Annotated in this window: 14 protein-coding genes; 13 read left to right on the top strand and 1 reads right to left on the bottom strand. The window is 40.3% G+C overall.

From position 1 onward, the window contains the following. Positions 1–25 precede the first annotated feature (25 nt). The 8 genes from ACKWB9_RS07215 to ACKWB9_RS07180 all read left to right on the top strand — a co-directional run bounded on the left by ACKWB9_RS07215 (position 26) and on the right by ACKWB9_RS07180 (position 11,397). Positions 26–3,157, top strand: a complete 3,132-nt coding sequence (locus tag ACKWB9_RS07215) for a TAT-variant-translocated molybdopterin oxidoreductase (RefSeq protein ID WP_414002337.1) — start codon at positions 26–28, stop codon at positions 3,155–3,157. Between the two features lie 32 nt (positions 3,158–3,189). Then, complete coding sequence (gene nrfD, locus ACKWB9_RS07210) at positions 3,190–4,929, top strand: NrfD/PsrC family molybdoenzyme membrane anchor subunit (protein ID WP_414002336.1); 1,740 nt, start codon at positions 3,190–3,192, stop codon at positions 4,927–4,929. A gap of 87 nt (positions 4,930–5,016) precedes the next feature. Further along, positions 5,017–5,547 (top strand): DUF3341 domain-containing protein, encoded by a 531-nt coding sequence (locus tag ACKWB9_RS07205; protein WP_414002335.1) that lies wholly within the window; start codon positions 5,017–5,019, stop codon positions 5,545–5,547. A gap of 2 nt (positions 5,548–5,549) precedes the next feature. After that, positions 5,550–6,110: a c-type cytochrome gene (locus ACKWB9_RS07200; protein ID WP_414002334.1), complete on the top strand. Its 561-nt coding sequence runs from the start codon at positions 5,550–5,552 to the stop codon at positions 6,108–6,110. Positions 6,111–6,126: 16 nt separating this feature from the next. Further along, on the top strand, positions 6,127–7,461 hold the full coding sequence (locus ACKWB9_RS07195) for a quinol:cytochrome C oxidoreductase (RefSeq protein WP_414002333.1): 1,335 nt from the start codon (positions 6,127–6,129) through the stop codon (positions 7,459–7,461). 31 nt (positions 7,462–7,492) lie between these two features. Beyond that, on the top strand, positions 7,493–8,554 hold the full coding sequence (locus ACKWB9_RS07190; RefSeq protein WP_414002332.1) for a cytochrome c oxidase subunit II: 1,062 nt from the start codon (positions 7,493–7,495) through the stop codon (positions 8,552–8,554). Positions 8,555–8,598: 44 nt separating this feature from the next. After that, positions 8,599–10,428 (top strand): cytochrome c oxidase subunit I, encoded by a 1,830-nt coding sequence (locus tag ACKWB9_RS07185; RefSeq protein WP_414002331.1) that lies wholly within the window; start codon positions 8,599–8,601, stop codon positions 10,426–10,428. Positions 10,429–10,569: 141 nt separating this feature from the next. Continuing rightward, the gene (locus ACKWB9_RS07180; protein WP_414002330.1) at positions 10,570–11,397 is read left to right on the top strand and encodes a GIN domain-containing protein; all 828 of its coding nucleotides are present in this window, start codon (positions 10,570–10,572) and stop codon (positions 11,395–11,397) included. A gap of 293 nt (positions 11,398–11,690) precedes the next feature. On the opposite strand, the gene ACKWB9_RS07175 is transcribed toward ACKWB9_RS07180, so the two are convergent. Then, positions 11,691–13,955 carry an acyl-CoA dehydrogenase family protein gene (locus ACKWB9_RS07175; protein ID WP_414002329.1) on the bottom strand — a complete coding sequence of 755 codons (2,265 nt, stop codon included), beginning with the start codon at positions 13,953–13,955 and terminating at the stop codon, positions 11,691–11,693. A 99-nt stretch (positions 13,956–14,054) separates the two neighbouring features. On the opposite strand from ACKWB9_RS07175, the gene ruvB reads away from it, so the two are divergent. The 5 genes from ruvB (at position 14,055) to ACKWB9_RS07150 (ending at position 22,070) form a co-directional block, all read left to right on the top strand. Further along, the gene (gene ruvB / locus ACKWB9_RS07170; RefSeq protein ID WP_414002328.1) at positions 14,055–15,077 is read left to right on the top strand and encodes a Holliday junction branch migration DNA helicase RuvB; all 1,023 of its coding nucleotides are present in this window, start codon (positions 14,055–14,057) and stop codon (positions 15,075–15,077) included. Between the two features lie 28 nt (positions 15,078–15,105). Beyond that, the gene (gene queG, locus ACKWB9_RS07165; protein WP_414002327.1) at positions 15,106–15,999 is read left to right on the top strand and encodes a tRNA epoxyqueuosine(34) reductase QueG; all 894 of its coding nucleotides are present in this window, start codon (positions 15,106–15,108) and stop codon (positions 15,997–15,999) included. Positions 16,000–16,231: 232 nt separating this feature from the next. Then, entirely contained in the window at positions 16,232–18,931 is a 2,700-nt protein-coding gene (locus ACKWB9_RS07160; RefSeq protein ID WP_414002326.1) for a class I SAM-dependent DNA methyltransferase, read from the top strand. Positions 18,932–18,934: 3 nt separating this feature from the next. Beyond that, positions 18,935–20,872: a DEAD/DEAH box helicase gene (locus ACKWB9_RS07155; protein WP_414002325.1), complete on the top strand. Its 1,938-nt coding sequence runs from the start codon at positions 18,935–18,937 to the stop codon at positions 20,870–20,872. Beyond that, the gene (locus tag ACKWB9_RS07150; protein WP_414002324.1) at positions 20,865–22,070 is read left to right on the top strand and encodes a GIY-YIG nuclease family protein; all 1,206 of its coding nucleotides are present in this window, start codon (positions 20,865–20,867) and stop codon (positions 22,068–22,070) included. The genes ACKWB9_RS07155 and ACKWB9_RS07150 overlap by 8 nt, the downstream gene beginning before the upstream one ends. The last annotated feature ends 14 nt before the right edge of the window (positions 22,071–22,084 follow it).

Raw genomic sequence — 22,084 nt, 5'->3', positions numbered from 1 at the left:
AAGAAGCTAATTATAGGTATTGCATATGGCATCAAACAAAAAATATTGGAAAAGCGAAGCGGAGTTAAATCCCAACGATTCCATTGTTGAGACGCTAAGACAGAACGAATTTGTGGAGGAAATTCCGGTCGATGACTTTTTGGGGGATAAAGAAACGCTTTCATCTACGAATACCAATCGTCGGGACTTTCTAAAATATGTCGGTTTTAGTACAGCTGCAGCTTCTTTGGCGGCATGCGAGGGACCGGTCATTAAGTCCATTCCCTATGTTGTCCAACCTGAGAATATTGTTCCCGGTGTTGCCAATTACTATGCTACGACCATAGCTAACGGATTTGATTTTGCGAACATTTTGATAAAGACCCGGGAGGGTAGGCCTATCAAGGTAGAGAACAATACCATGGCAAAAGTGGGCGGAACCGCAAATGCCAGGGTTCAGGCTTCCGTTTTGTCACTTTATGATAGTACACGATTGCAGGGGCCTGTGGCCAATGGCGAACCTGTTGAATGGGATGTGTTGAATGCGGCCGTAAAGTCAAAAATGGCCAGTTTGAAGGGTTCTTCTAAAAAAATCGCCTTCTTAACGCAAACTTACGCAAGTCCTTCTACGGATAGATTGGTCGGTGAATTGAAGGTGGCCAATGAAAATGTAGTTCACGTTGCTTATGACGCTATTTCCGAAGATGCCGCACTTACCGCTTTTGAGAATAAATACGGCGAACGGGCTTTGGCGGATTATGATTTTGAAAAAGCAGGTTTGATCGTGTCCTTTGGAGCGGATTTCCTTTCGGATTGGCAAGGTGGCGGTTACGACAGTGGATATTCCAAGGGACGAGTGCCTAAGAAGGGAAAAATGTCCAGGCATATCCAGATAGAGGCCAATATGTCTCTTGCCGGTGCAAATGCGGATAAAAGAATTCCGCTTAAACCAACGGCGCAAAAAATTGTTTTGGCCAAGCTGTATGGTAAGTTGAATGGAACCAATGTTGGAGGGAGTACTTCGGATTATGATGTTATTGTGGATCAGATAGCCGCTGAGGTGCGCAAGGCAGGTTCTTCTGCAGTTGTGGTTTCCGGTCTGGATGATGTAAATGCGCAAGCCGTGGTTTTGGCAATTAATGAACTGTTGGGGAGTAAAGCTTTTGATGCGGCTTCACCAAGATATACAAGACAGGGAGATACTAAGGCTGTGAACGCCCTTATTGCAGATATGAAAGCCGGTAAGGTCGGAGCTTTGATCATGGATGGGGTGAACCCTGTGTATTCCTTGCCGAATGCTTCGGAATTTAAGGAAGGTTTGGAAAAAGTGGATTTGTCCGTGGCGTTCTCCACTAATTGGAACGAGACTACGGAAGCCGTTCAATATACGGCCGCTGCAAACCACTATCTGGAGTCCTGGGGCGATGTGCAGATAAAGAAAGGGCATTATGGTTTAACGCAGCCCGCCATAAAGGAATTGTTCGATACCAAACAGTTTCAGGGTGCTGTGTTGAATTGGATGGGGAGTGATAAATCCTATTACGATTATATAAAGGAAACTTGGGAGACTTCTATTTTGAATGGAGCGGACTGGAACCAGACCTTGCAGGACGGTGTTTTTGCTGCCGTTGCTGTAGTGAATGAAACCGAAATGGCTTCCGAGGATACGGAAACAGAGGTTCAGGAGGTATTTCCGATAGCGTCCGCTATTAGAAATTTGGCGAATACTACGAGTAGCGACATGGAGTTGGTGCTGTATTCCAAGGTGGGAATGGGAGATGGTCAACAGGCCAATAACCCATGGTTGCAGGAGTTTCCAGATCCAATTACCAGAGTTTCCTGGGATAATTATGTTACCATATCCAAAGCCGATGCGGAAAGACTGGGAGTTGAAAACGTGAACGTGGCCAATGGTGGTATGGACGGGAACTATGTGAGCCTTGCCGTTAATGGAATCACTTTGGAGAACGTTCCCGTTGTGGTTCAGCCCGGTCAGGCCAAAGGTTCCGTTGGGTTGTCTTTTGGTTATGGCAAGAAAATAGGAATGAAGGAGGAGATGAGAACAGGTGTCAATGCGTTTGTGTTGTACGATGGTTTTTCGACCCATCAATCCGTAAAAATCGAAAAAACAGCGGGCAATCATGAATTTGCCTGTGTTCAGTTGCATAAAACCTTAATGGGGCGTGGGGATATCATCAAGGAAACCACGTTAGAGATATTCAATACAAAAGACCATGCGGAGTGGAACCACGTGCCTCAGGTATCGTTGAACCATCAGGAGGTTCCCGCAACTTCGGTGGATCTTTGGGACAGTTTTGACCGTTCCATAGGACATCATTTTAATATGTCCATAGATTTAAATGCCTGTACCGGATGCGGTGCCTGTGTCATTGCCTGCCATGCGGAGAACAATGTTCCCGTTGTCGGTAAGGAAGAGGTTCGAAAATCCAGGGATATGCATTGGTTGCGTATTGATCGGTACTATTCTTCCGAAGATACTTTTGAGGGGGATAATACTGAGAAAGAAAGTTCAGATGGAGTAGGGTTGGGCGATTACATGTTTGGCGATCGTGAAGGAGATGGTTCTTTGTCTACATTCGATAGATTGGAAAAGCCTGCTGATAATCCACAAGTGGCATTTCAACCGGTTATGTGTCAGCATTGTAACCATGCACCTTGTGAAACGGTATGTCCGGTTGCGGCAACCTCACATGGAAGACAGGGACAGAACCAGATGGCGTATAACAGATGTGTGGGTACAAGATATTGTGCCAACAACTGCCCGTATAAAGTGCGTAGGTTCAACTGGTTCCTTTACAACAATAATGACGAGTTCGATTTTCATATGAACAATGATTTGGGTAAAATGGTATTGAACCCGGATGTTAATGTTCGTTCCAGAGGTGTTATCGAAAAATGCTCTATGTGTATCCAAAAAACACAAAAGACCATTTTGGATGCCAAAAGGGAAGGAAGGATTATTGAGGATGGTGAGTTCCAGACCGCTTGTTCATCGGCTTGTGGCAACGGGGCCATTATATTTGGGGATGTCAACGATAAGGAAAGCAAGGTGGCCGAGCTTAAGGAAAGTGACCGGATGTACCACTTGCTGGAGCATGTGGGAACAAAACCAAATGTGTTCTATCACGTAAAAGTTAGAAATACCAACGAAGCATAAACAATACTAGAAAGTAATTATAACAGAAGTCTATGGCGTCGCATTACGAAGCACCTATACGAAAACCCCTGGTCATTGGAGATAAAGGCTACCATGATGTAACCGTGGATATTGCCGCTCCGGTAGAAGGTAGGGCCAATAAGCATTGGTGGATAGTTTTTTCCATTGCCCTGGTGGCATTCCTTTGGGGGGTAGGTTGTATCATTTATACCATTTCCACAGGTATTGGAACATGGGGATTGAACAAAACAGTTAACTGGGCCTGGGATATTACCAATTTTGTTTGGTGGGTAGGTATTGGTCATGCAGGAACATTGATATCGGCGGTATTGCTATTGTTCCGTCAAAAATGGAGAATGGCGATCAACCGTTCGGCGGAGGCCATGACCATATTTTCTGTAATACAGGCAGGATTGTTCCCTATTATCCACATGGGCCGTCCATGGTTGGCCTATTGGGTATTGCCCATACCTAACCAATTTGGTTCCTTGTGGGTCAATTTTAATTCCCCGTTACTTTGGGACGTATTTGCCATTTCAACCTATCTATCCGTTTCCTTGGTATTCTGGTGGACGGGACTGTTACCGGATTTCGCAATGATTCGGGATAGGGCGATATTGCCTTTTCAAAAAAAGATATATAGCTTATTGAGCTTTGGATGGAGCGGGCGTGCCAAGGATTGGCAACGTTTTGAGGAAGTTTCCCTGGTTCTGGCAGGTTTGGCCACACCTTTGGTACTTTCCGTGCATACCATCGTATCCTTTGATTTTGCCACATCGGTAATACCGGGATGGCATACTACCATTTTCCCTCCATATTTTGTGGCAGGGGCTATTTTCTCCGGGTTTGCCATGGTGAACACCCTTTTGATCATTATGAGGAAGGTGTGTAGTCTGGAAGCCTATATTACCGTTCAGCATATCGAATTAATGAACATTGTAATTATGATTACAGGTTCCATTGTGGGCTGTGCCTATATTACGGAACTGTTCATGGCATGGTATTCCGGTGTGGAATATGAACAATATGCATTCCTTAACAGGGCTACGGGGCCTTATTGGTGGGCCTATTGGGCCATGATGACCTGTAATGTGTTCTCACCACAGTTCATGTGGTTCAAGAAATTGCGTACAAGCATTATGTTCTCTTTCTTTATTTCGATAGTAGTGAACATTGGAATGTGGTTCGAGCGTTTTGTAATTATAGTTACCTCATTGCACCGGGATTATTTGCCATCGTCCTGGACCATGTTCTCACCTACCTTTGTGGACATCGGAATATTTATCGGTACCATAGGATTCTTTTTTGTGTTGTTCCTGTTGTATTCAAGGACCTTCCCTGTAATCGCCCAGGCGGAAGTAAAATCGATTTTAAAATCGTCCGGGGAGCGTTATAAAAAATTAAGGGATGCCGGGAAACCGCTTTATCAAATTTCCAATACTAAGGTTGAAATAAAGAATACTGTTACGGAGGATGTGTTGGTGAAAGATGAAGCCCCTGCAATCGGAGATAAGGAGGGCGTGTCGGAATTGCTCAGTTCCATAGGTGCTTTTGACTCGACCAAGGAGACACCGGACGACTTGAAAAAAGTAAAAGGTATCGGTCCTCAAATGGAAACGACCTTAAATGAAATAGGCATATTTACCTTTGCCCAAGTGGCAAAGATGACTGAAAAAGAATATAACCTGCTGGATTCCATTACCGGATCTTTTCCCGGGAGGGCGCAACGAGATGATTGGGCAGGACAGGCAAAAAAATTAAACAGTAAGTAGTAACGGTTAAGCAGTGTACGGAATTTTGCAAAGATTTCTGCTAACTGCACAACCGATGACTGCTGATTAAATAAATTAGATAGAACAATGGCATCTAAAGTTATACAGGCATATTACAACGATGATGACGTGCTGATGCATGCTGTAAAGAAAGTTAAGGCGGCCAAACACCATATCGAGGAAGTGTATTGCCCTTTTCCGGTACACGGCTTGGACAAGGCCATGGGCTTGGCACCTACACGTATTGCCATTACGTCCTTTATATATGGATGCATTGGGCTAACGGTCGCGATCGTGATGATGAATTTTATTATGATCAAAGACTGGCCTCAGGATATAGGAGGTAAACCCAGCTTTAGTTATATAGAGAACATGCCCGCGTTTGTTCCTGTAATGTTCGAACTTACGGTGTTCTTTGCGGCGCATTTAATGGTAATTACATTTTACCTGAGAAGTAGGTTGTGGCCCTTTAAAAAAGCGGAGAACCCCGATGTGCGTACCACCGATGACCATTTTTTAATGGAGATAGAGATTCATGGTAATGAACGGGAATTGAAAGATTTATTAGCGGGTACGGGAGCTGTGGAAATAAATATATCAGAAAAAAACAGTCATTGAATATGAACAGTTTTAAGACAATAGGAATTGCTTTTGGTTTGTTGGTCGTGTTGGCCTCTTGTTTTGATAAGAGCCAGCCAAACTATCAATACATGCCCAATATGTATGAACCTGTGGGCTATGAAGCATACGGAGAAGTCGATTTTTTGCCCGGGCGATCAGAAGCCATGTCTCCACCGGCAAATACCATTAATAGGGGTTGGTTGCCATATGGGTTCGAGAATACGCCCGAGGGAAAGGAATTGGCTAGACTGAACCAGAGTCCGTTAGATTCTTTAGATCAAGATGAAAACCTGAGTAATGGTAAGGAAATGTACGATATCTATTGTGCCATTTGCCATGGCCCAAAAGGTAAGGGGCAAGGTACTTTGGTAAAAAGGGAAAAGATATTGGGTGTGCCCAGTTATGATGATGTGGCCCGTAATATTACCGTTGGAACAACTTTTCATACCGTACAATACGGATTGAATTCTATGGGGTCGTATGCCTCACAAATGAATACAACGGAAATGTGGCAGGTTTCCGAGTATGTGATGAAATTGAAAGAAGATTTAACAAAATAATAGGCAATCTTATAGTATGTATACGTTTTCGAATAGACTAAAAATAGGTTCCATTATCTTAATGGCTGTTGGGCTGTTGGGCATTATCGGTGGATTTCTTGCCGCACCCGGCACCGTTGAAGAGGCAAAGGCAATAGTTGCAAGTCATAATGGCGGTCATGGAAATGATCATGCCGCGGAAGCGTCCCATGCGATGGCCAAAGACGGTCATGGTAATGAGGCTGCACATGGGGGAGGGCATGACGCTGCGCACGATGAACACGTATTGCACCAATTGCAGAACAAACCATGGGCCGCATTATACGTAGCTGCCTTCTTTTTTATGATGATCGCTCTGGGGGTGTTGGCGTTCTATGCCGTTCAAAGGGCCGCACAGGCAGGTTGGTCCCCATTGTTGTTTAGGGTTATGGAGGGCATTACCTCCTATTTGGTTCCCGGTGGAATTATAGTGTTCGTGATATTGGTATTATCGGTATTGCATATGAATCATTTATTTGTTTGGATGGATGCGGATGTAGTGGCCCACGATGCACTTTTGCAGGGTAAATCCGGGTATCTAAACCCTACCTTTTTCCTGATACGGGCTGCCATTTTCCTAGGAGGTTGGATCGCATACCGTCAATATTCCAGGAAACTATCATTGGAACAGGACGAATCCGATGATAACTCCAAATTTAAATTGAATTTTAGAATTTCCGCGGCTTTCTTGGTTTTCTATTTGATTTCGGAATCCATTATGTCCTGGGATTGGATTATGAGCGTGGATCCACACTGGTTCAGTACCCTGTTCGGATGGTATATTTTTGCCAGTATGTTCGTATCCGGGATTACGGTAATAGCCATGGTCACCATCTATTTGAAATCCAAGGGATATTTAGAAGAAGTTAATGACAGCCATATTCACGATTTGGCCAAGTTTATGTTCGGTATCAGTATTTTCTGGACCTATCTATGGTTCTCGCAATTTATGTTGATATGGTACTCCAATATCCCGGAAGAAGTAACTTACTACGTAACACGAATCCAGGACTATAGATTGCCATTTTTCGGAATGGTGGCCATGAACTTTTTGTTTCCTGTGCTGCTGTTGATGAACAGTGATTATAAGCGATTGAATTGGTTTGTGGTCATGGCCGGAATCGTTATACTGGCCGGACATTATATGGATATTTTTAATGCGATCATGCCAGCAACGGTAGGTGATCAATGGTATATAGGGATTCCGGAGATAAGCGCTATCCTGTTTTTTGCCGGATTATTTATCTTTTGGGTATTCCGGGCATTGACCTCGGCACCATTGCAACCAAAAAGGAATCCATTTATCGAAGAAAGTAAGCACTTTCATTATTAAAGAGTTTTAAAGTATAATTTCAAATCATACAATGACGACATTATTGACTTTAGCTGTTTTAGTTCTTGTAGCAATTGCTATATGGCAAATGACCAAGATATTTGAACTTTCTCAGCTTAGAACGGCTAATTCGGAAATAGCTTCGGACAAGGATAATAAGTACAACGGTTATTTACTGTTCGGTTTCCTTATTTTTATATACGGGATTACAATTTTCAGTTTTTGGAAATACAGCAAATTCTTGTTGCCCGAAGCGGCTTCTGCCCATGGTGGGGAATATGATTACTTGATGCTGGTCTCCTTTGTCATCATCTTTATCGTACAGACCCTTACACAGGCCTTGTTACATTATTTTGGTTATAAATACAGGGGTGAAAAAGGTAAAAAGGCATTATTCTATGCCGATAATGATCGATTGGAATTTATTTGGACCATTATTCCTGTCATCGTATTGGCTGGCCTGATACTTTGGGGTCTTTATACATGGACCAATATCATGGATGTAAACGATGAGGATGACCCCTTGATCATTGAGCTCTATGCACAGCAGTTTAACTGGACGGCCAGATATGCAGGTGATGATAACGTTTTGGGAGGGGCCAACGTTAGGATGATAGATATTGACCGTGCAAATGTATTGGGTCTTGATGAGGCCGATTCATATGGTGCCGATGATGTTATCGTAAAGGAGTTACACCTGCCCGTAGGTAGAAAAGTAAACTTTAAAATGCGTTCACAAGATGTATTGCATTCAGCTTATATGCCACATTTTAGGGCACAGATGAACTGCGTACCGGGTATGGTCACGGAATTTTCCTTTACACCTATCTATACTACGGAGCAAATGCGCCAGAATCCGGATGTGGTCGCCAAAGTAAAAAGAACGAATAAAATCAGGGCCGAAAAATCCGCTAAAGGTGGGGAAGTGTTGGATCCGTGGGAATTTGACTATGTATTGCTGTGTAATAAAATATGTGGAAAATCACATTATAACATGCAGATGAAAATTATTGTAGAAACAGAAGAGGAATACAATAAGTGGATGGCCGATCAACGGACATTTAAGCAAACAATGGTGGCATCGATACAATAGTCCGGGCTGGAAAAAAAATTAAATAAAAGAAATTCAATTAGATTATGTCAGTAGCAACAGCAAATGCACACGTAGATGATCACGCACATGACGATCATGGACATCATCATAAAGAAACATTTGTAACAAAATACATCTTTAGCCAAGACCACAAGATGATTGCAAAACAGTATTTGATTACTGGTTTGATTATGGGGTTCATTGGTATAGCCATGTCTTTATTGTTCAGGATGCAATTGGCCTGGCCCGGTGAGTCCTTCCCTGTTTTTGAAGCACTTTTGGGGAAATGGGCACCCGATGGTGTAATGGATGCGGATGTCTATTTGGCATTGGTAACCATACATGGTACCATTATGGTATTTTTTGTATTAACGGCAGGTCTAAGCGGTACCTTTAGTAACTTATTGATTCCCCTGCAGATCGGGGCGCGGGATATGGCTTCCGGTTTCTTGAACATGGTTTCTTACTGGTTGTTCTTTACATCCAGCGTTATTATGGTCATTTCCTTATTTGTAGAGGCTGGTCCCGCAGCGGCAGGTTGGACCATTTATCCACCATTGAGTGCCTTGCCTATGGCACAGCCGGGTTCCGGTATGGGTATGACCCTATGGTTGGTTTCTATGGCAATTTTTATAGCATCCTCACTTTTGGGATCGTTGAATTATATCGTTACGGTACTTAATCTAAGAACAAAGGGGATGACTATGACCAGATTGCCCTTGACCATTTGGGCTTTCTTTGTTACCGCTGTTATCGGGGTAATTTCCTTTCCGGTTTTATTGTCGGCGGCCTTGTTGTTGATTATGGACAGGAGTTTTGGTACCTCTTTCTTTCTTTCGGATATATTCATTCAGGGAGAGGTATTGCACTATCAAGGAGGGTCTCCCGTATTATTCGAACATTTATTTTGGTTTTTAGGACACCCCGAGGTGTATATTGTACTCCTTCCGGCTTTGGGTATTACCTCTGAGGTCATGTCCACAAACGCACGTAAACCTATTTTTGGATACCGTGCCATGATAGCCTCTATTTTGGCCATTGCGTTCCTGTCTACCATTGTATGGGGACACCATATGTTTATATCCGGAATGAACCCGTTCTTAGGCTCCGTATTTACATTTACGACTTTATTGATCGCGATACCTTCGGCGGTGAAGGCCTTCAACTATATAACTACGTTGTGGAAAGGTAATTTGCAGTTGAATCCGGCCATGTTGTTTTCCATAGGTTTGGTATCTACTTTTATTACGGGTGGTTTAACAGGAATTATTTTAGGGGACAGTACGTTGGATATCAACGTACACGATACCTATTTTGTAGTGGCCCACTTCCACTTGGTAATGGGGATTTCTGCACTTTACGGACTTTTTGCCGGGGTTTACCATTGGTTCCCTAAAATGTTCGAAGGAAGGATGCTGAACAAGAATTTGGGATATGTCCATTTTTGGGTAACGGCCATTTGTGCCTATGGTGTATTCTTTCCCATGCACTTTGTGGGTATGGCAGGTGTGCCCAGGAGGTACTATGAAAATACCGCTTTCCCCATGTTCGATGAACTTACCGATATACAGGTTTTGATGACCGTATTCGCCTTGATAGCCGGTGCCGCTCAATTGGTATTTGTCTTCAATTTTATAAGAAGTATATTCTATGGAAAGAAAGGACCACAGAATCCCTGGAATTCTAACACATTGGAATGGACAGCGGAAATGAAACACATTCACGGTAACTGGGACGGCCCCATTCCGGAGGTACACCGTTGGGCCTATGATTACAGTAAAGTGGACGCTAACGGGGAATACATTATTCCCGGCCAGGATTTTGTACCGCAAGATGTTCCTTTGCAAGATGACGAAGAAGAGCTCAATCATTGATAGCGAATAGAATTTAATTAAAATGCCCGACTAGATGAGTCGGGCATTTTTTTTTGAAGATCGGTCAGTAGTAGCTGTTGGATATTTTGTCTTTAAGTCAAAAATGGATACCTTCATTTTATATTTATCAATAAAGAATATATGAAAAGAGTTGCCTTTTTATTGCTTGTAGGTATAGTAGGATTTCAGGTAAGTGCCCAAAGAAAACCGAAAATAAAAGGAAATAAGAACGTAGTGGAAGTTCGTGAGGACTTGCCCCCATTTCACGCCATTCAGTTAAATGACGATTTGGAAATAGTCTTGCAAAAATCTTCCAATGAGGGGTATGGGCTGGAAATTGATGATAACTTAATAGATGTTCTAAAGTTTAAGGTCGCCGATAGTACTTTGATCATTTCATCGTTCTATAACATCACTTCCAAGAAGAAATTGAATATTACCGTTTTTTATACGGAGTTGGCGGCCATAACCATGAAAAAGGGAGAAATAAGCATGAAAGATGTCATTTCTTCAGACAGGTTGTATGTAAACACTTCGGGTACTTCAAGATTGGAATTGAATGCCACGGCGGACATCATTGATATTAATATGGACGAAATAAGTTCGGGGGATTTTAATTTAGCGAGTGATTCCCTTAATCTTACCCTAAAGGACCGTATAGATGTGAGGGTGTATTCTACTGGTGAGAAGAACACGGTCTATATGTATAAAAATGCCTCCGCAAAACTGGAGGGGACATCGGATTTTCTCATGGCAAAACTGTACGGGAACACGAACCTTAAGGCCGAGAATTTAGAGGCTCGGTCGGCTTTGCTCATCTCCGAAGATTCCCCAAATGCCCGGATAAAGGTGTTGAATGATTTTCAACTGTCCTCCAGGGGGTCTTCCAGGACAAATTTATATGGGAACCCCAAGATTACCATTCTTGACTTTCTGGATACTTCCCAATTGCGAAAGGCGAAAGACTGATTTAAATGGGTTTTTCCTATGGTCTTGTTTTGAAGGCAATCGGTTTTAAGAATTTTTTTATTATCAAATTAAAGATTAAAACCCTGCTCCCGAGCTATCGGGATTCGTTGCAGTTACGTTGGTTTCTATAAATGTTTAAGGATATCTTGTTATTTCGACAGAGCGAGGAACGAGTGACGAGAAATCTTGATAATAATGGGATTCCTCTTCGTGCCTCATTTGGAATGACAGGTGAACTCTAAGAAGAATTTCATTCTTTTGTTTAAAACTATGGATTTCTAATCCATGGTGGTTTACTTGACAATAGGAGCGGATAAACAATGGTCCGGAATGCCAAAACCGTCCACGAGTACTGCTATATGAGGTCGCAATTCTGTTGACAACCGTTCCGTACGCTGGCGTATGGCCTTAGACTTGGTACCGTTTAAATACCCCTGTTCCAGATACCAGGAAGCATCTTTTCGTATTTCATGCAGGGCGTAGAGCGTACCCAGTTTCTGAAACAATGCCCTGTTCTTGGTATCTGCGATTCCTTCCGTAAAATCGGTGAAAGTACGATAGGCCAGTTCAATACTATAGGCTTTTCCCAATGCCAATAAATGGGTCTGTACTTTAAGGAAGGCCTGGTAGGAAGGGATGCCTTTTTTAATGTAGTTCCTTATCCGCATGGCCAAAGTATAGGTGAGTCTCCGGGTACGATAATCAAAAGCGTGTTTATGGAACTTGGGATTGTACAGGTGTTCAGGATCCACTTTGTTGGAATATACCGGGTTTATGGTGGTGAGCTTATCACTTAATTGCGTACCCAAAAGCTTTAGGACAGATGAAAATCCGGCACTGTTGAATTCAGCCTTAAAATTGGACAGTACACCTTTTGCGGCCAATTGCAACAGCACATTGTTGTCCCCTTCAAAAGTGGTGAAAATGTCCACATCCCCTTTGAGGTCGGCTATGCGGTTTTCTGTCAAATACCCTTTTCCACCACAGGCTTCCCGGCATTCCTGAATGGTGCTATTGGCATACCAGGTTATGACGGATTTTAATCCCGCCACCTTGGTTTCCACAATACGCTTGTCCGGTTGTGATTCGTCACAATAGACCGCCATCATTTTATCCAGGGTGATATGATATACATAAGCGGACGCGACCAAGGGGATGAGCCGTAATTGATGTGTCGGATAATCCATCAACAGATCTTCCTGTACCTTTATACTATCATTGAACTGTCTTCTCTTAAGGGCGTGTTTGACCGCCACGGTCAACGCCATTTTAGCTCCGCCCAATCCCGCTCGGGCTACGCATATCCGTCCTCCAACAAGTGTGCCCAGCATGGTAAAAAAGCGTTTATGGGCATTTTTTATATCCGAATGGTAGTGTCCGTTATTCGTGATACTTCCGTATTTATCCAATAAATTCTCTCTGGGAACACGAACCTGATCAAACCATATTTTCCCGTTATCTACGCCGTTTAGTCCCAGTTTATAACCATTGTCCTCAACGGTAATCCCCGGGAGCAGCGTATGGTTTTCATCACGTAAAGGAACCAATATGGCGTGTACGCCTTCATTTTTTCCGTCAACGATCAATTGTGCGAATACGGAGGCCATTTTGGAATGAAGGGCGTTTCCAATATACTCCTTATTGTCATTTTTTCCCGGGGTATGGATAACTATGGAATCCGAATTTTTATCATAGGTAGCCGTAGTCTTAATACCGCGCACATTGGAACCGTGACCGGTTTCCGTCATTGCAAAGCACCCTAACAATTCCGCTGTCCCGGCTTTTCCAAGATAGTTATCATGATGCTTTTTGGTGCCCAGTTTCTGAATACTGCCGCCAAAGAGCCCAAACTGTACGCCGAACTTTATGGCGAGACTGCCGTCTACATACATCAAATGTTCAAAAATAGCCGCATAGCCTTCCATATCTCCCGTGCCACCGTATCCCTTTGGGTAGGCCATGGCACCGTATCCCTTTTTTGAGAGCGACCGGACCTGTTCCAAAACCTTTTTTCTGAACACCTCCTTATCGCGATGTATATCCCATTTAAAAACCGGATCTTTCAGGACCGCTCTAAACCCATCGATGGCCTCTGCATGTTTTCCTTTTAAGATCGCATCGATTTCAGGGGCATTGTAAAAATCGGAAGTTGCTTTGTGCTGTACCTCAATATCGAATAAATGATTGTAATGATTGGGTTGTATGCCCAAATTGATTTCAATGTCCCTAAGGTGGTCGTTAAAGGGGCAGGTATCATAATAGGAACAGACTACTTTTTGACTAAAAAAAGCCAATGGATAGGTTTCGTCCTCGATCAGTTTTATGTTTGAATGGGAAACGATCTGTTTCCAGTGTTTGAATGTCGCATTGGAAGGCGGGCGGTTTACGTCCAGCCAGGATTTTAACTGTTTCTTTTCTTCGGCAGTCAAAGTAGGATCCGTGGCTATTGCCTTTTCTACTACGTTTATTTCTGAAACGGAGACCAGGTCGTCCGACCAGATCACATAAAAAAAGGGAATGTACTGTAGTATTCCCGAGGCGTAAATTTTCTTTTCCATAAAATGAAATTACGAATTTTATTTACGCTGGAACAATCTTGTTCCCTCGTCTAAAAAGCATGGCGGTCTTTTTTCTTTTTCCGCTATCTTTGTTAGCCTATGAATGAGTATTTGGATCCTACGGGAGAACATTTTTCGGATGCCGAAACAGATATGGAAAGGGCATTGCGGCCGGTCACTTTTGATGATTTTACGGGGCAGGAGCAGGTTCTTGAAAACCTTAAGGTTTTTGTGGAAGCGGCCAACCTTAGGGGAGAGGCTCTGGACCATACCTTGTTCCATGGCCCTCCGGGCCTGGGAAAAACGACTTTGGCGCATATTCTGGCCAATGAGCTCGGTGTGGGAATAAAGATTACCTCCGGCCCCGTTTTGGACAAGCCCGGGGATTTAGCGGGACTGTTGACCAATCTGGACGAGCGCGATGTGCTGTTCATAGATGAGATACACCGTTTGAGCCCTATAGTGGAAGAATACCTGTACTCCGCCATGGAAGACTATAAGATCGATATCATGATCGAAACGGGGCCCAATGCACGTTCCGTACAGATCAACCTGAACCCTTTTACATTGATAGGCGCTACCACACGTTCCGGTCTGTTGACCTCTCCCATGCGTGCCCGCTTTGGGATCCAGAGCAGGCTTCAGTATTACTCCACCGAATTGCTGTCTACCATCGTAGAGCGCAGTGCGGAGATCTTAAAGGTTCCCATTGCCCATAATGCCGCGATCGAGATTGCGGGCAGGAGCAGGGGAACGCCCCGTATCTGTAATGCACTGCTCCGCAGGGTACGAGATTTTGCCCAGATAAAGGGAAATGGTAAGATAGATATGGACATCTCCAAATTTGGTCTAAAGGCCCTGAATGTAGATGCCCATGGCCTGGATGAAATGGACAATAAGATATTGATGACCATCATAGACAAATTCAAGGGCGGACCCGTTGGGATAACGACCTTGGCAACGGCCGTTTCCGAAAGTGCCGAGACCATAGAAGAGGTCTATGAGCCTTTTTTGATACAGCAGGGTTTTATCATGCGTACACCGCGTGGCCGGGAAGTAACGGAGCTGGCCTATAAACATTTGGGCAGGATCAAGGGAAATGCCCAGGGAGGGCTTTTTTGATTTGAACCCAAAGGAGAAACATACAACAATGATCAAGACCGAAGCCCAGCGCCTCGGTTTTTTGTCCTGTGGAATCTCCAAGGCCGAATTTTTGGAAGCGGAGGCCCCGCGTTTGGAGAAATGGTTGGACCGGAACATGCACGGTGAAATGGGCTATATGGAAAATCATTTTGACAAACGCCTGGATCCCACAAAATTGGTGGAAGGCTCAAAATCCGTGATTTCCCTTTTACTGAATTACTATCCGTCCGAAAAGCAAGTCCCGGATTCCTATAAAATTTCCAAATATGCCTACGGGAAGGACTATCACCATGTGATCAAATCCAAATTAAGACAGTTGCAGGAGTTTATTTCCAGCGAGATCGGAGCGGTACATGGCCGTGCCTTTGTGGATTCCGCTCCCGTTCTGGATAAGGCCTGGGCCGCTAAGAGCGGTTTGGGGTGGATCGGCAAGCACAGTAACCTGTTGACCCAACAAGTAGGTTCTTTCTATTTTATAGCTGAACTGATCGTGGATTTGGAACTGGAATACGATTCGCCCGTAACCGACCATTGCGGTACCTGTACCGCCTGTTTGGATGCCTGCCCTACCCAGGCCATTGTTGCCCCTTATGAGGTAGACGGGAGTAAATGCATCTCTTATTTTACGATCGAGTTAAAAAATGGGATACCCACGGAGTTCCAAGGCAAATTTGATGATTGGATGTTCGGTTGTGATGTTTGCCAGGATGTTTGCCCCTGGAACCGATTTTCCAAACCGCACCGGGAGCCCCTTTTTGATCCGCATCCGGACCTCCTGTCCATGACCAAAAAAGATTGGGAGGAAATTACGGAAGAGGTATTTAAAAGAGTATTCCAAAAATCTGCGGTAAAACGTACCAAATTTTCCGGTTTAAAACGAAATATCGATTTTTTGGGTTAGAAAGTAATACCTAAATCTATACCTTTTTTCAAGTAGAGAAATTACGGGCGAATTTACTATCAGCTAATTTTTCCAAAATGTCCTTGTTATTCTTTGTTATAGAAAGTAGCACAAAAGACTTTTGGTCAAACATGATGTAAATTATTTTAAGAAAAATATTTAAAAAGCGATAATTGATTCCTTAACAGTCAAAAGATTACTAATTTTAAATTATTAATCTCTGCGCCTATCAATGAATGCATCTCAAATAGAAAAGAATGTAACTACTTTAGTCCAAAATTTCAACAAAAAAGAATTCATATTCGATTTACTGAAAGCATATGGTATATCCAAAACGTCTATCACTCGCTTAAAAAAAGGGGATTTTAATTTATCCAGAGTTAAAGGAGAGGTCCTTTATAAAAGTAAAATGCTTTTTAAAGAGGTTGAATCTGGAACACTATTAAATACCATTGATGAATTAACTAAAGATGTAGATTCATTAAAGCATAATCCACGTTTTGTAATAGTTACAGATTACAGGACTTTATTAGCAAAAGATATAAGAACAGGGTTGACTTTAGATACGCCTATTCTTGAAATCCATAAACACTATGGATTCTTTTTGCCTTGGGCTGGACAAGAAAAATATTCTCAGAAAAATGAGAATTATGCAGATAGAAAAGCGTCATACAAGATGGCGAAACTCTATGATATATTAGTAACTAAAAACCCTAATGTGTATGATGATGGAGGTCATAACTTAAACATCTTTCTATCGCGCTTACTCTTCTGTTTTTTTGCTGAAGATACTGACATATTTCCTATTGAGGGAATGTTTACAGATACGCTAGCACAGCATACCAAAAAAGATGGTACAGATGTAAATATCTTTTTAGATAGACTCTTTAAGGTTCTCGATACAAAAGATAACAGTAAAGAAGCATCACACTTTAGAGAGTTTCCTTATGTAAATGGAGGTTTATTTAGGGATAATATTATTTCACCAAAGTTCACAAAAGAAGCTCGCAAAATTATTTTAGAATGTGGTGATTTAGATTGGAGCGAAATCAATCCAGATATTTTTGGTTCTATGATACAAGCAGTTGTAAATCCTGCATATCGTAGTGGTTTAGGTATGCACTATACCTCTGTACCTAATATTATGAAAGTGATTGAACCTTTGTTTTTAAATGAATTATACGAAGAGTTTGAAAAGCACAAAGAGAATACTAAAAAGTTACGTCAATTAATATACAGAATATCAAAACTTAAAATATTTGATCCTGCTTGTGGCAGTGGTAATTTTTTAATTATTGCGTATAAAGAATTAAGAAAATTAGAAATAAAAATTTGGAAACAAATTAATGAGTTAGAGCCGCAATACTCTTTTGTATTTACAGAAGTAAAACTATCACAATTTTATGGTATAGAGTTAGATGATTTTGCTCACGAAATGGCAATACTATCATTATGGTTAGCAGAGCACCAAATGAATAAAATATTTACAGATGAATTATACGATTTTGGTAGAGCTAAACCTATTTTACCTCTAAAAGAAGCTGGACATATTACACAAGGTAATGCGGCACGTTTAAATTGGGAAGACACCTGTCCTAAAAAAGCAGATGATGAAATTTATATTTTAGGAAATCCGCCTTATTTGGGTGCAAGGTTACAAGATGCGGAGCAAAAAAAAGATATGAATATCGTATTTCATAATATTAAAGGATTTAATAATATGGATTACATTGCTTGTTGGTTTTATAAGGCAAAGGAATACATTGAAGATTCTAATTCAGAATGTGCTTTTGTATCAACAAATTCTATTTGCCAAGGAGAACAAGTAGCTTTAATATGGCCTCATTTGCTTTCTGAAAAAATAGAAATAGGTTTTGCTCATCAATCATTTAAATGGACTAATAATGCTAAAGGCAATGCAGGTGTAATAGTTATAATAGTTAATCTTCGCAATATTTCTAACAAACCAAAATATTTGTACATAGAAAGTTTAGAGAAAAAGACTAATAACATAAATCCATATTTAGTTGATGCAAAGAACACTTACGTGCAAAACAGAAGCAATCCTCTTTCAAAAGTTCCAGAAATTAATTTTGGAAGTATGGCTAATGATGGAGGAAATTTATTGCTTACTGAAAAAGAGAAAAATGAGTTATTGAAAGTTGAACCAAAATCCGAACCTTTAATTAAAAATTTAGTTGGTGCTTTAGAATTTATAAGAGGAAAAGAAAAATATTGTTTATGGATAGATGAAACTAATAAAGAACTAGCATATTCACTTCCATTTGTTGAAAGGCGAATTAAAGCGACAGAGAAGTCAAGACTAGAAAGCAAAAGAAAATCTACACAAGAATTAGCTTGTGTACCTTACAGATTTGCAGAAGTCCGATATTTAAATACGGATTCAATAATAATACCAAGTGTTTCATCAGAGAGAAGAGATTATATTCCAATAGGTTTTCTGGATTCTAATTATGTAATTGTCGCACCAAACTTTGCAATTTACAATGCTGAAATATGGGTGTTTGGAATAATTACTTCAAAAATGCATATGGTTTGGGTTAAAAATGTTAGTGGAAAATTAAAGTCAGATTACCGATATTCCGCTAAACTATGTTATAACACATTTCCTTTTCCAGAAATCAATAAAAAACAAAAAGAGCAAATTAATCTACACGTTTTTGAGATTTTAGAAGAGCGTGAAAAACATTCAGGGAAAACAATGGCTCAATTATATGACCCAGATAAAATGCCTAAAGGCTTAAAAGAAGCGCACCATCAATTAGATTTAGCTATTGAGCGTTGTTATCGTTTAAAGCCGTTTGAGAGTGATACAGAGCGTTTAGAATATCTCTTTAAGGAATATGAAAAAATGATAAACAAAAATACCTTGTTAGAAAAACCTAAAAGAACACGTAAAAAGAAAGCTTAATATATGCCAGATATAGTACACGTAAAATACCAACAAACAGGTAAAAGTAAAAGTACCAATGAATATGGTATGAGAGAAATGCAACAAAAAGCATTTGAAGCTCGTACAGCTCAATACTTATTAATTAAAGCACCACCAGCTTCTGGTAAATCTCGTGCATTAATGTTTATTGGTTTAGATAAATTAGTAAATCAAGGTATAAAAAAGGTTATTGTAGCTGTTCCAGAAAGGTCTATTGGTAGTTCGTTTGCCAAAACAGAATTGCAGCAATTTGGTTTTTTTGCAGATTGGATTCCTAATCCTAAATATAACCTTTGTACACCTGGAGGTGACCAAAGTAAAGTAAAAGCCTTTTTAGAGTTTTTAGAAACAGATGAGCAAATCTTAATATGTACACACGCAACCCTACGTTTTGCGTTTGAAGCAATAGACGAAAAACAACTAAACGATTGCTTATTAGCTATAGATGAATTTCATCACGTTTCTGTAGATGGCGATAATAAATTAGGGTTGGTTTTAAGTAGTGTAATATCTAAATCTACTGCACACGTAGTAGCGATGACAGGTTCTTTTTTTAGAGGTGATAGCGTACCTATTTTATTACCAGAAGATGAAGAAAAATTCATTAAGGTTAAATACGATTATTACCAACAATTAAATGGTTACGACTATTTAAAATCTTTAGGTATTGGTTATCATTTTTATCAAGGTAGATATACAGATGCTATTGATGAAATTTTAGATGAAAACAAAAAAACAATAGTCCATATTCCAAGTGTTAATTCAGGGGAATCTACTAAAGATAAAGAACAGGAAGTAGCAAGGATAATTGATAGCTTGGGAGATTTAGAATATCAAGACCCTGATACGAATGTTAATTTTGTTAGAAGTAAAAAATCGGGAAAACTATTAAAAGTTGCTGATTTAGTTTACGATGTACAAAAAGAAAGAGATAAAATTCAAGAATATTTACGTAATGTATCAAGTGTTGATGATATTGATATTATCATAGCATTAGGTATGGCAAAAGAGGGTTTTGATTGGCCTTATTGTGAACATGCCTTAACCGTTGGATATCGAGGTTCTTTAACCGAAATAATTCAAATTATCGGTAGAGCAACAAGAGATAGTGAAAACAAAACTCATGCGCAATTCACAAACCTAATTGCTCAACCAGATGCCGAGAATGATGAAGTAAAATTGGCAGTAAACAATATGTTGAAGGCCATTACAGCTTCTTTATTAATGGAGCAGGTATTGGCTCCCAATTGGAAGTTCAAACCTAAGTTTCCTGAAGGAGATAAAGAAGAAACAGAGGAAGATGATTCTACTATAAAAATTAGAGGGTTTAAACTACCTAGTTCCCAAAGAGCCAAAGATATTATAGAGTCAGACCTCAATGACTTAAAGGCTAAAATTATGCAGGATGATACTATGCTGAAGGCAATGCCAGGGAACGTTGACCCCGAAGTCATCAATAAAGTATTGATACCTAAAATTATCAAAGAAACGTATCCAGATTTAACAGATGAAGAAGTGGAAGCCGTACGCCAACACGTCGTGGTTGATTCTGTTATCAAGAATGGGATTGTAGAAGAACAAGGAGACAAACGTTTTATTCGTCTGGCAGATAGTTTTGTGAATATCGATGATATAAACATTGATTTGATTGACACTATCAATCCATTTCAGAAAGCATTCGAAATATTATCAAAATCAGTTACAGCATCTGTATTTAAAGCAATACAAGAAACTATTGATGCAACAAGAATCCGCATGACGGAAGAAGAAGCAATCATATTATGGCCTAAAGTAAAAAATTGGATTGCAAAAACAGGAGAACAACCTAGTATCCAAGCTTTTGATCCTCAAGAAAGACGTTTGGCAGAGGCAATCATATTCTTAAAAGAAGCAAAAAGAAAAGCAGTAACTAATGAGTAAAAAAAAGACATTAGAAGATATTTTTAATGATGATGAATTTGGAATTTTAGATTCCAAACCCAAAAAATCTAATGTAAAATCTGAAGATGAACGTTTAATCGAATTGTTCCAAGAGATTAATGTCTTTTTTGAAAAAAATAATAGAGAACCAGAAGCTACTAATGTCACTGAATTTAAACTACTATCAAGATTAAAAGCCTTGCGAAATGATGCAAGTAAAATAGAAACACTAAAGCAATACGATATTCATAACCTCTTAAACACCAAAGAAGAAATTAAGTCAGTAGCTGATATTATAAAAGATGATGATTTAGGCATATTGGATACTGAAGAGGCCTTGTCAATTTTTAAGATAAAGCATGTTCCAAGTATTACTGAAAGAGCGGAAACAGATTTTGTGGCTAGAAGAAAACCCATGAAAGATGAGGAGTTTGCATTGTATGAAGATAAATTCAAACAAGTTCAAAAAGAGCTCAGAGAAGGTAAAAGAAAACTTGTCAATTTTAACTACGAATCTTTAAAGACCAATGAATATTACATCAATAACGGCATTCTTCTTTATTTAGAAAGTATTGAGTGGGAAAAAAGGATACAAGAATTTGATAGTGGTGTGCACAATAGGCCAGATGGACGCACAGTTACTATTTTCGAAAATGGCACAAAATCAAATATGATGTTCCAATCCTTATACAAGGTTTTGCATTACAATGGACAAATGGTTACAAATCCTGATTCTGAAATTGAAAAAGAATTATTTAATAATGCAAATGCAGTTAATGAAGAAGACATAGAAACTGGCTGGGTTTATGTACTAAAATCAAAATCAACTCATGATAAAATTTCCACAATAATTAATCTTTATAAAATAGGTTATTCGACAGTTCCTGTTCCAGAAAGGATTAAAAATGCTTCAAAAGAACCTACCTATTTGATGGCAGATGTTGATATCGTGGCATCATATAAAACCTACAATTTGAATGCTCAAAAATTTGAGCATCTAATCCATCGCTTTTTTGCAGAGGTTTGCCTAAACATTGATATAAATGACGAGAAAGGAAATAGGATAACGCCACGAGAATGGTTTGTCGTTCCTTTACCAATAATTAACAAAGTAATTGGTCTAATATTAAATGGTGATATTGTAAACGTTAGATATGACGCAAAACAAGAAGCATTGATTGAAATATCAAAAGAGTAAGGCAATATGGAAGC

This window comes from Maribacter spongiae (genome assembly GCF_047345125.1).
GTDB lineage: Bacteria > Bacteroidota > Bacteroidia > Flavobacteriales > Flavobacteriaceae > Maribacter.
This window is presented reverse-complemented; position numbering and strand designations above follow the sequence as displayed.

Excerpts from the sequence above, each read along its gene's own strand:
- ACKWB9_RS07175 (WP_414002329.1), bottom strand. The coding sequence starts at position 13,955 with ATGGAAAAGAAAATTTACGCCTCGGGAATACTACAGTACATTCCCTTT.
- ACKWB9_RS07190 (WP_414002332.1), top strand. The coding sequence starts at position 7,493 with ATGACGACATTATTGACTTTAGCTGTTTTAGTTCTTGTAGCAATTGCT.
- ACKWB9_RS07215 (WP_414002337.1), top strand. The coding sequence starts at position 26 with ATGGCATCAAACAAAAAATATTGGAAAAGCGAAGCGGAGTTAAATCCC.
- ACKWB9_RS07180 (WP_414002330.1), top strand. The coding sequence starts at position 10,570 with ATGAAAAGAGTTGCCTTTTTATTGCTTGTAGGTATAGTAGGATTTCAG.
- ACKWB9_RS07195 (WP_414002333.1), top strand. The coding sequence starts at position 6,127 with ATGTATACGTTTTCGAATAGACTAAAAATAGGTTCCATTATCTTAATG.
- nrfD (WP_414002336.1), top strand. The coding sequence starts at position 3,190 with ATGGCGTCGCATTACGAAGCACCTATACGAAAACCCCTGGTCATTGGA.
- ACKWB9_RS07205 (WP_414002335.1), top strand. The coding sequence starts at position 5,017 with ATGGCATCTAAAGTTATACAGGCATATTACAACGATGATGACGTGCTG.
- ruvB (WP_414002328.1), top strand. The coding sequence starts at position 14,055 with ATGAATGAGTATTTGGATCCTACGGGAGAACATTTTTCGGATGCCGAA.
- ACKWB9_RS07155 (WP_414002325.1), top strand. The coding sequence starts at position 18,935 with ATGCCAGATATAGTACACGTAAAATACCAACAAACAGGTAAAAGTAAA.
- ACKWB9_RS07150 (WP_414002324.1), top strand. The coding sequence starts at position 20,865 with ATGAGTAAAAAAAAGACATTAGAAGATATTTTTAATGATGATGAATTT.
- ACKWB9_RS07160 (WP_414002326.1), top strand. The coding sequence starts at position 16,232 with ATGAATGCATCTCAAATAGAAAAGAATGTAACTACTTTAGTCCAAAAT.
- queG (WP_414002327.1), top strand. The coding sequence starts at position 15,106 with ATGATCAAGACCGAAGCCCAGCGCCTCGGTTTTTTGTCCTGTGGAATC.
- ACKWB9_RS07185 (WP_414002331.1), top strand. The coding sequence starts at position 8,599 with ATGTCAGTAGCAACAGCAAATGCACACGTAGATGATCACGCACATGAC.
- ACKWB9_RS07200 (WP_414002334.1), top strand. The coding sequence starts at position 5,550 with ATGAACAGTTTTAAGACAATAGGAATTGCTTTTGGTTTGTTGGTCGTG.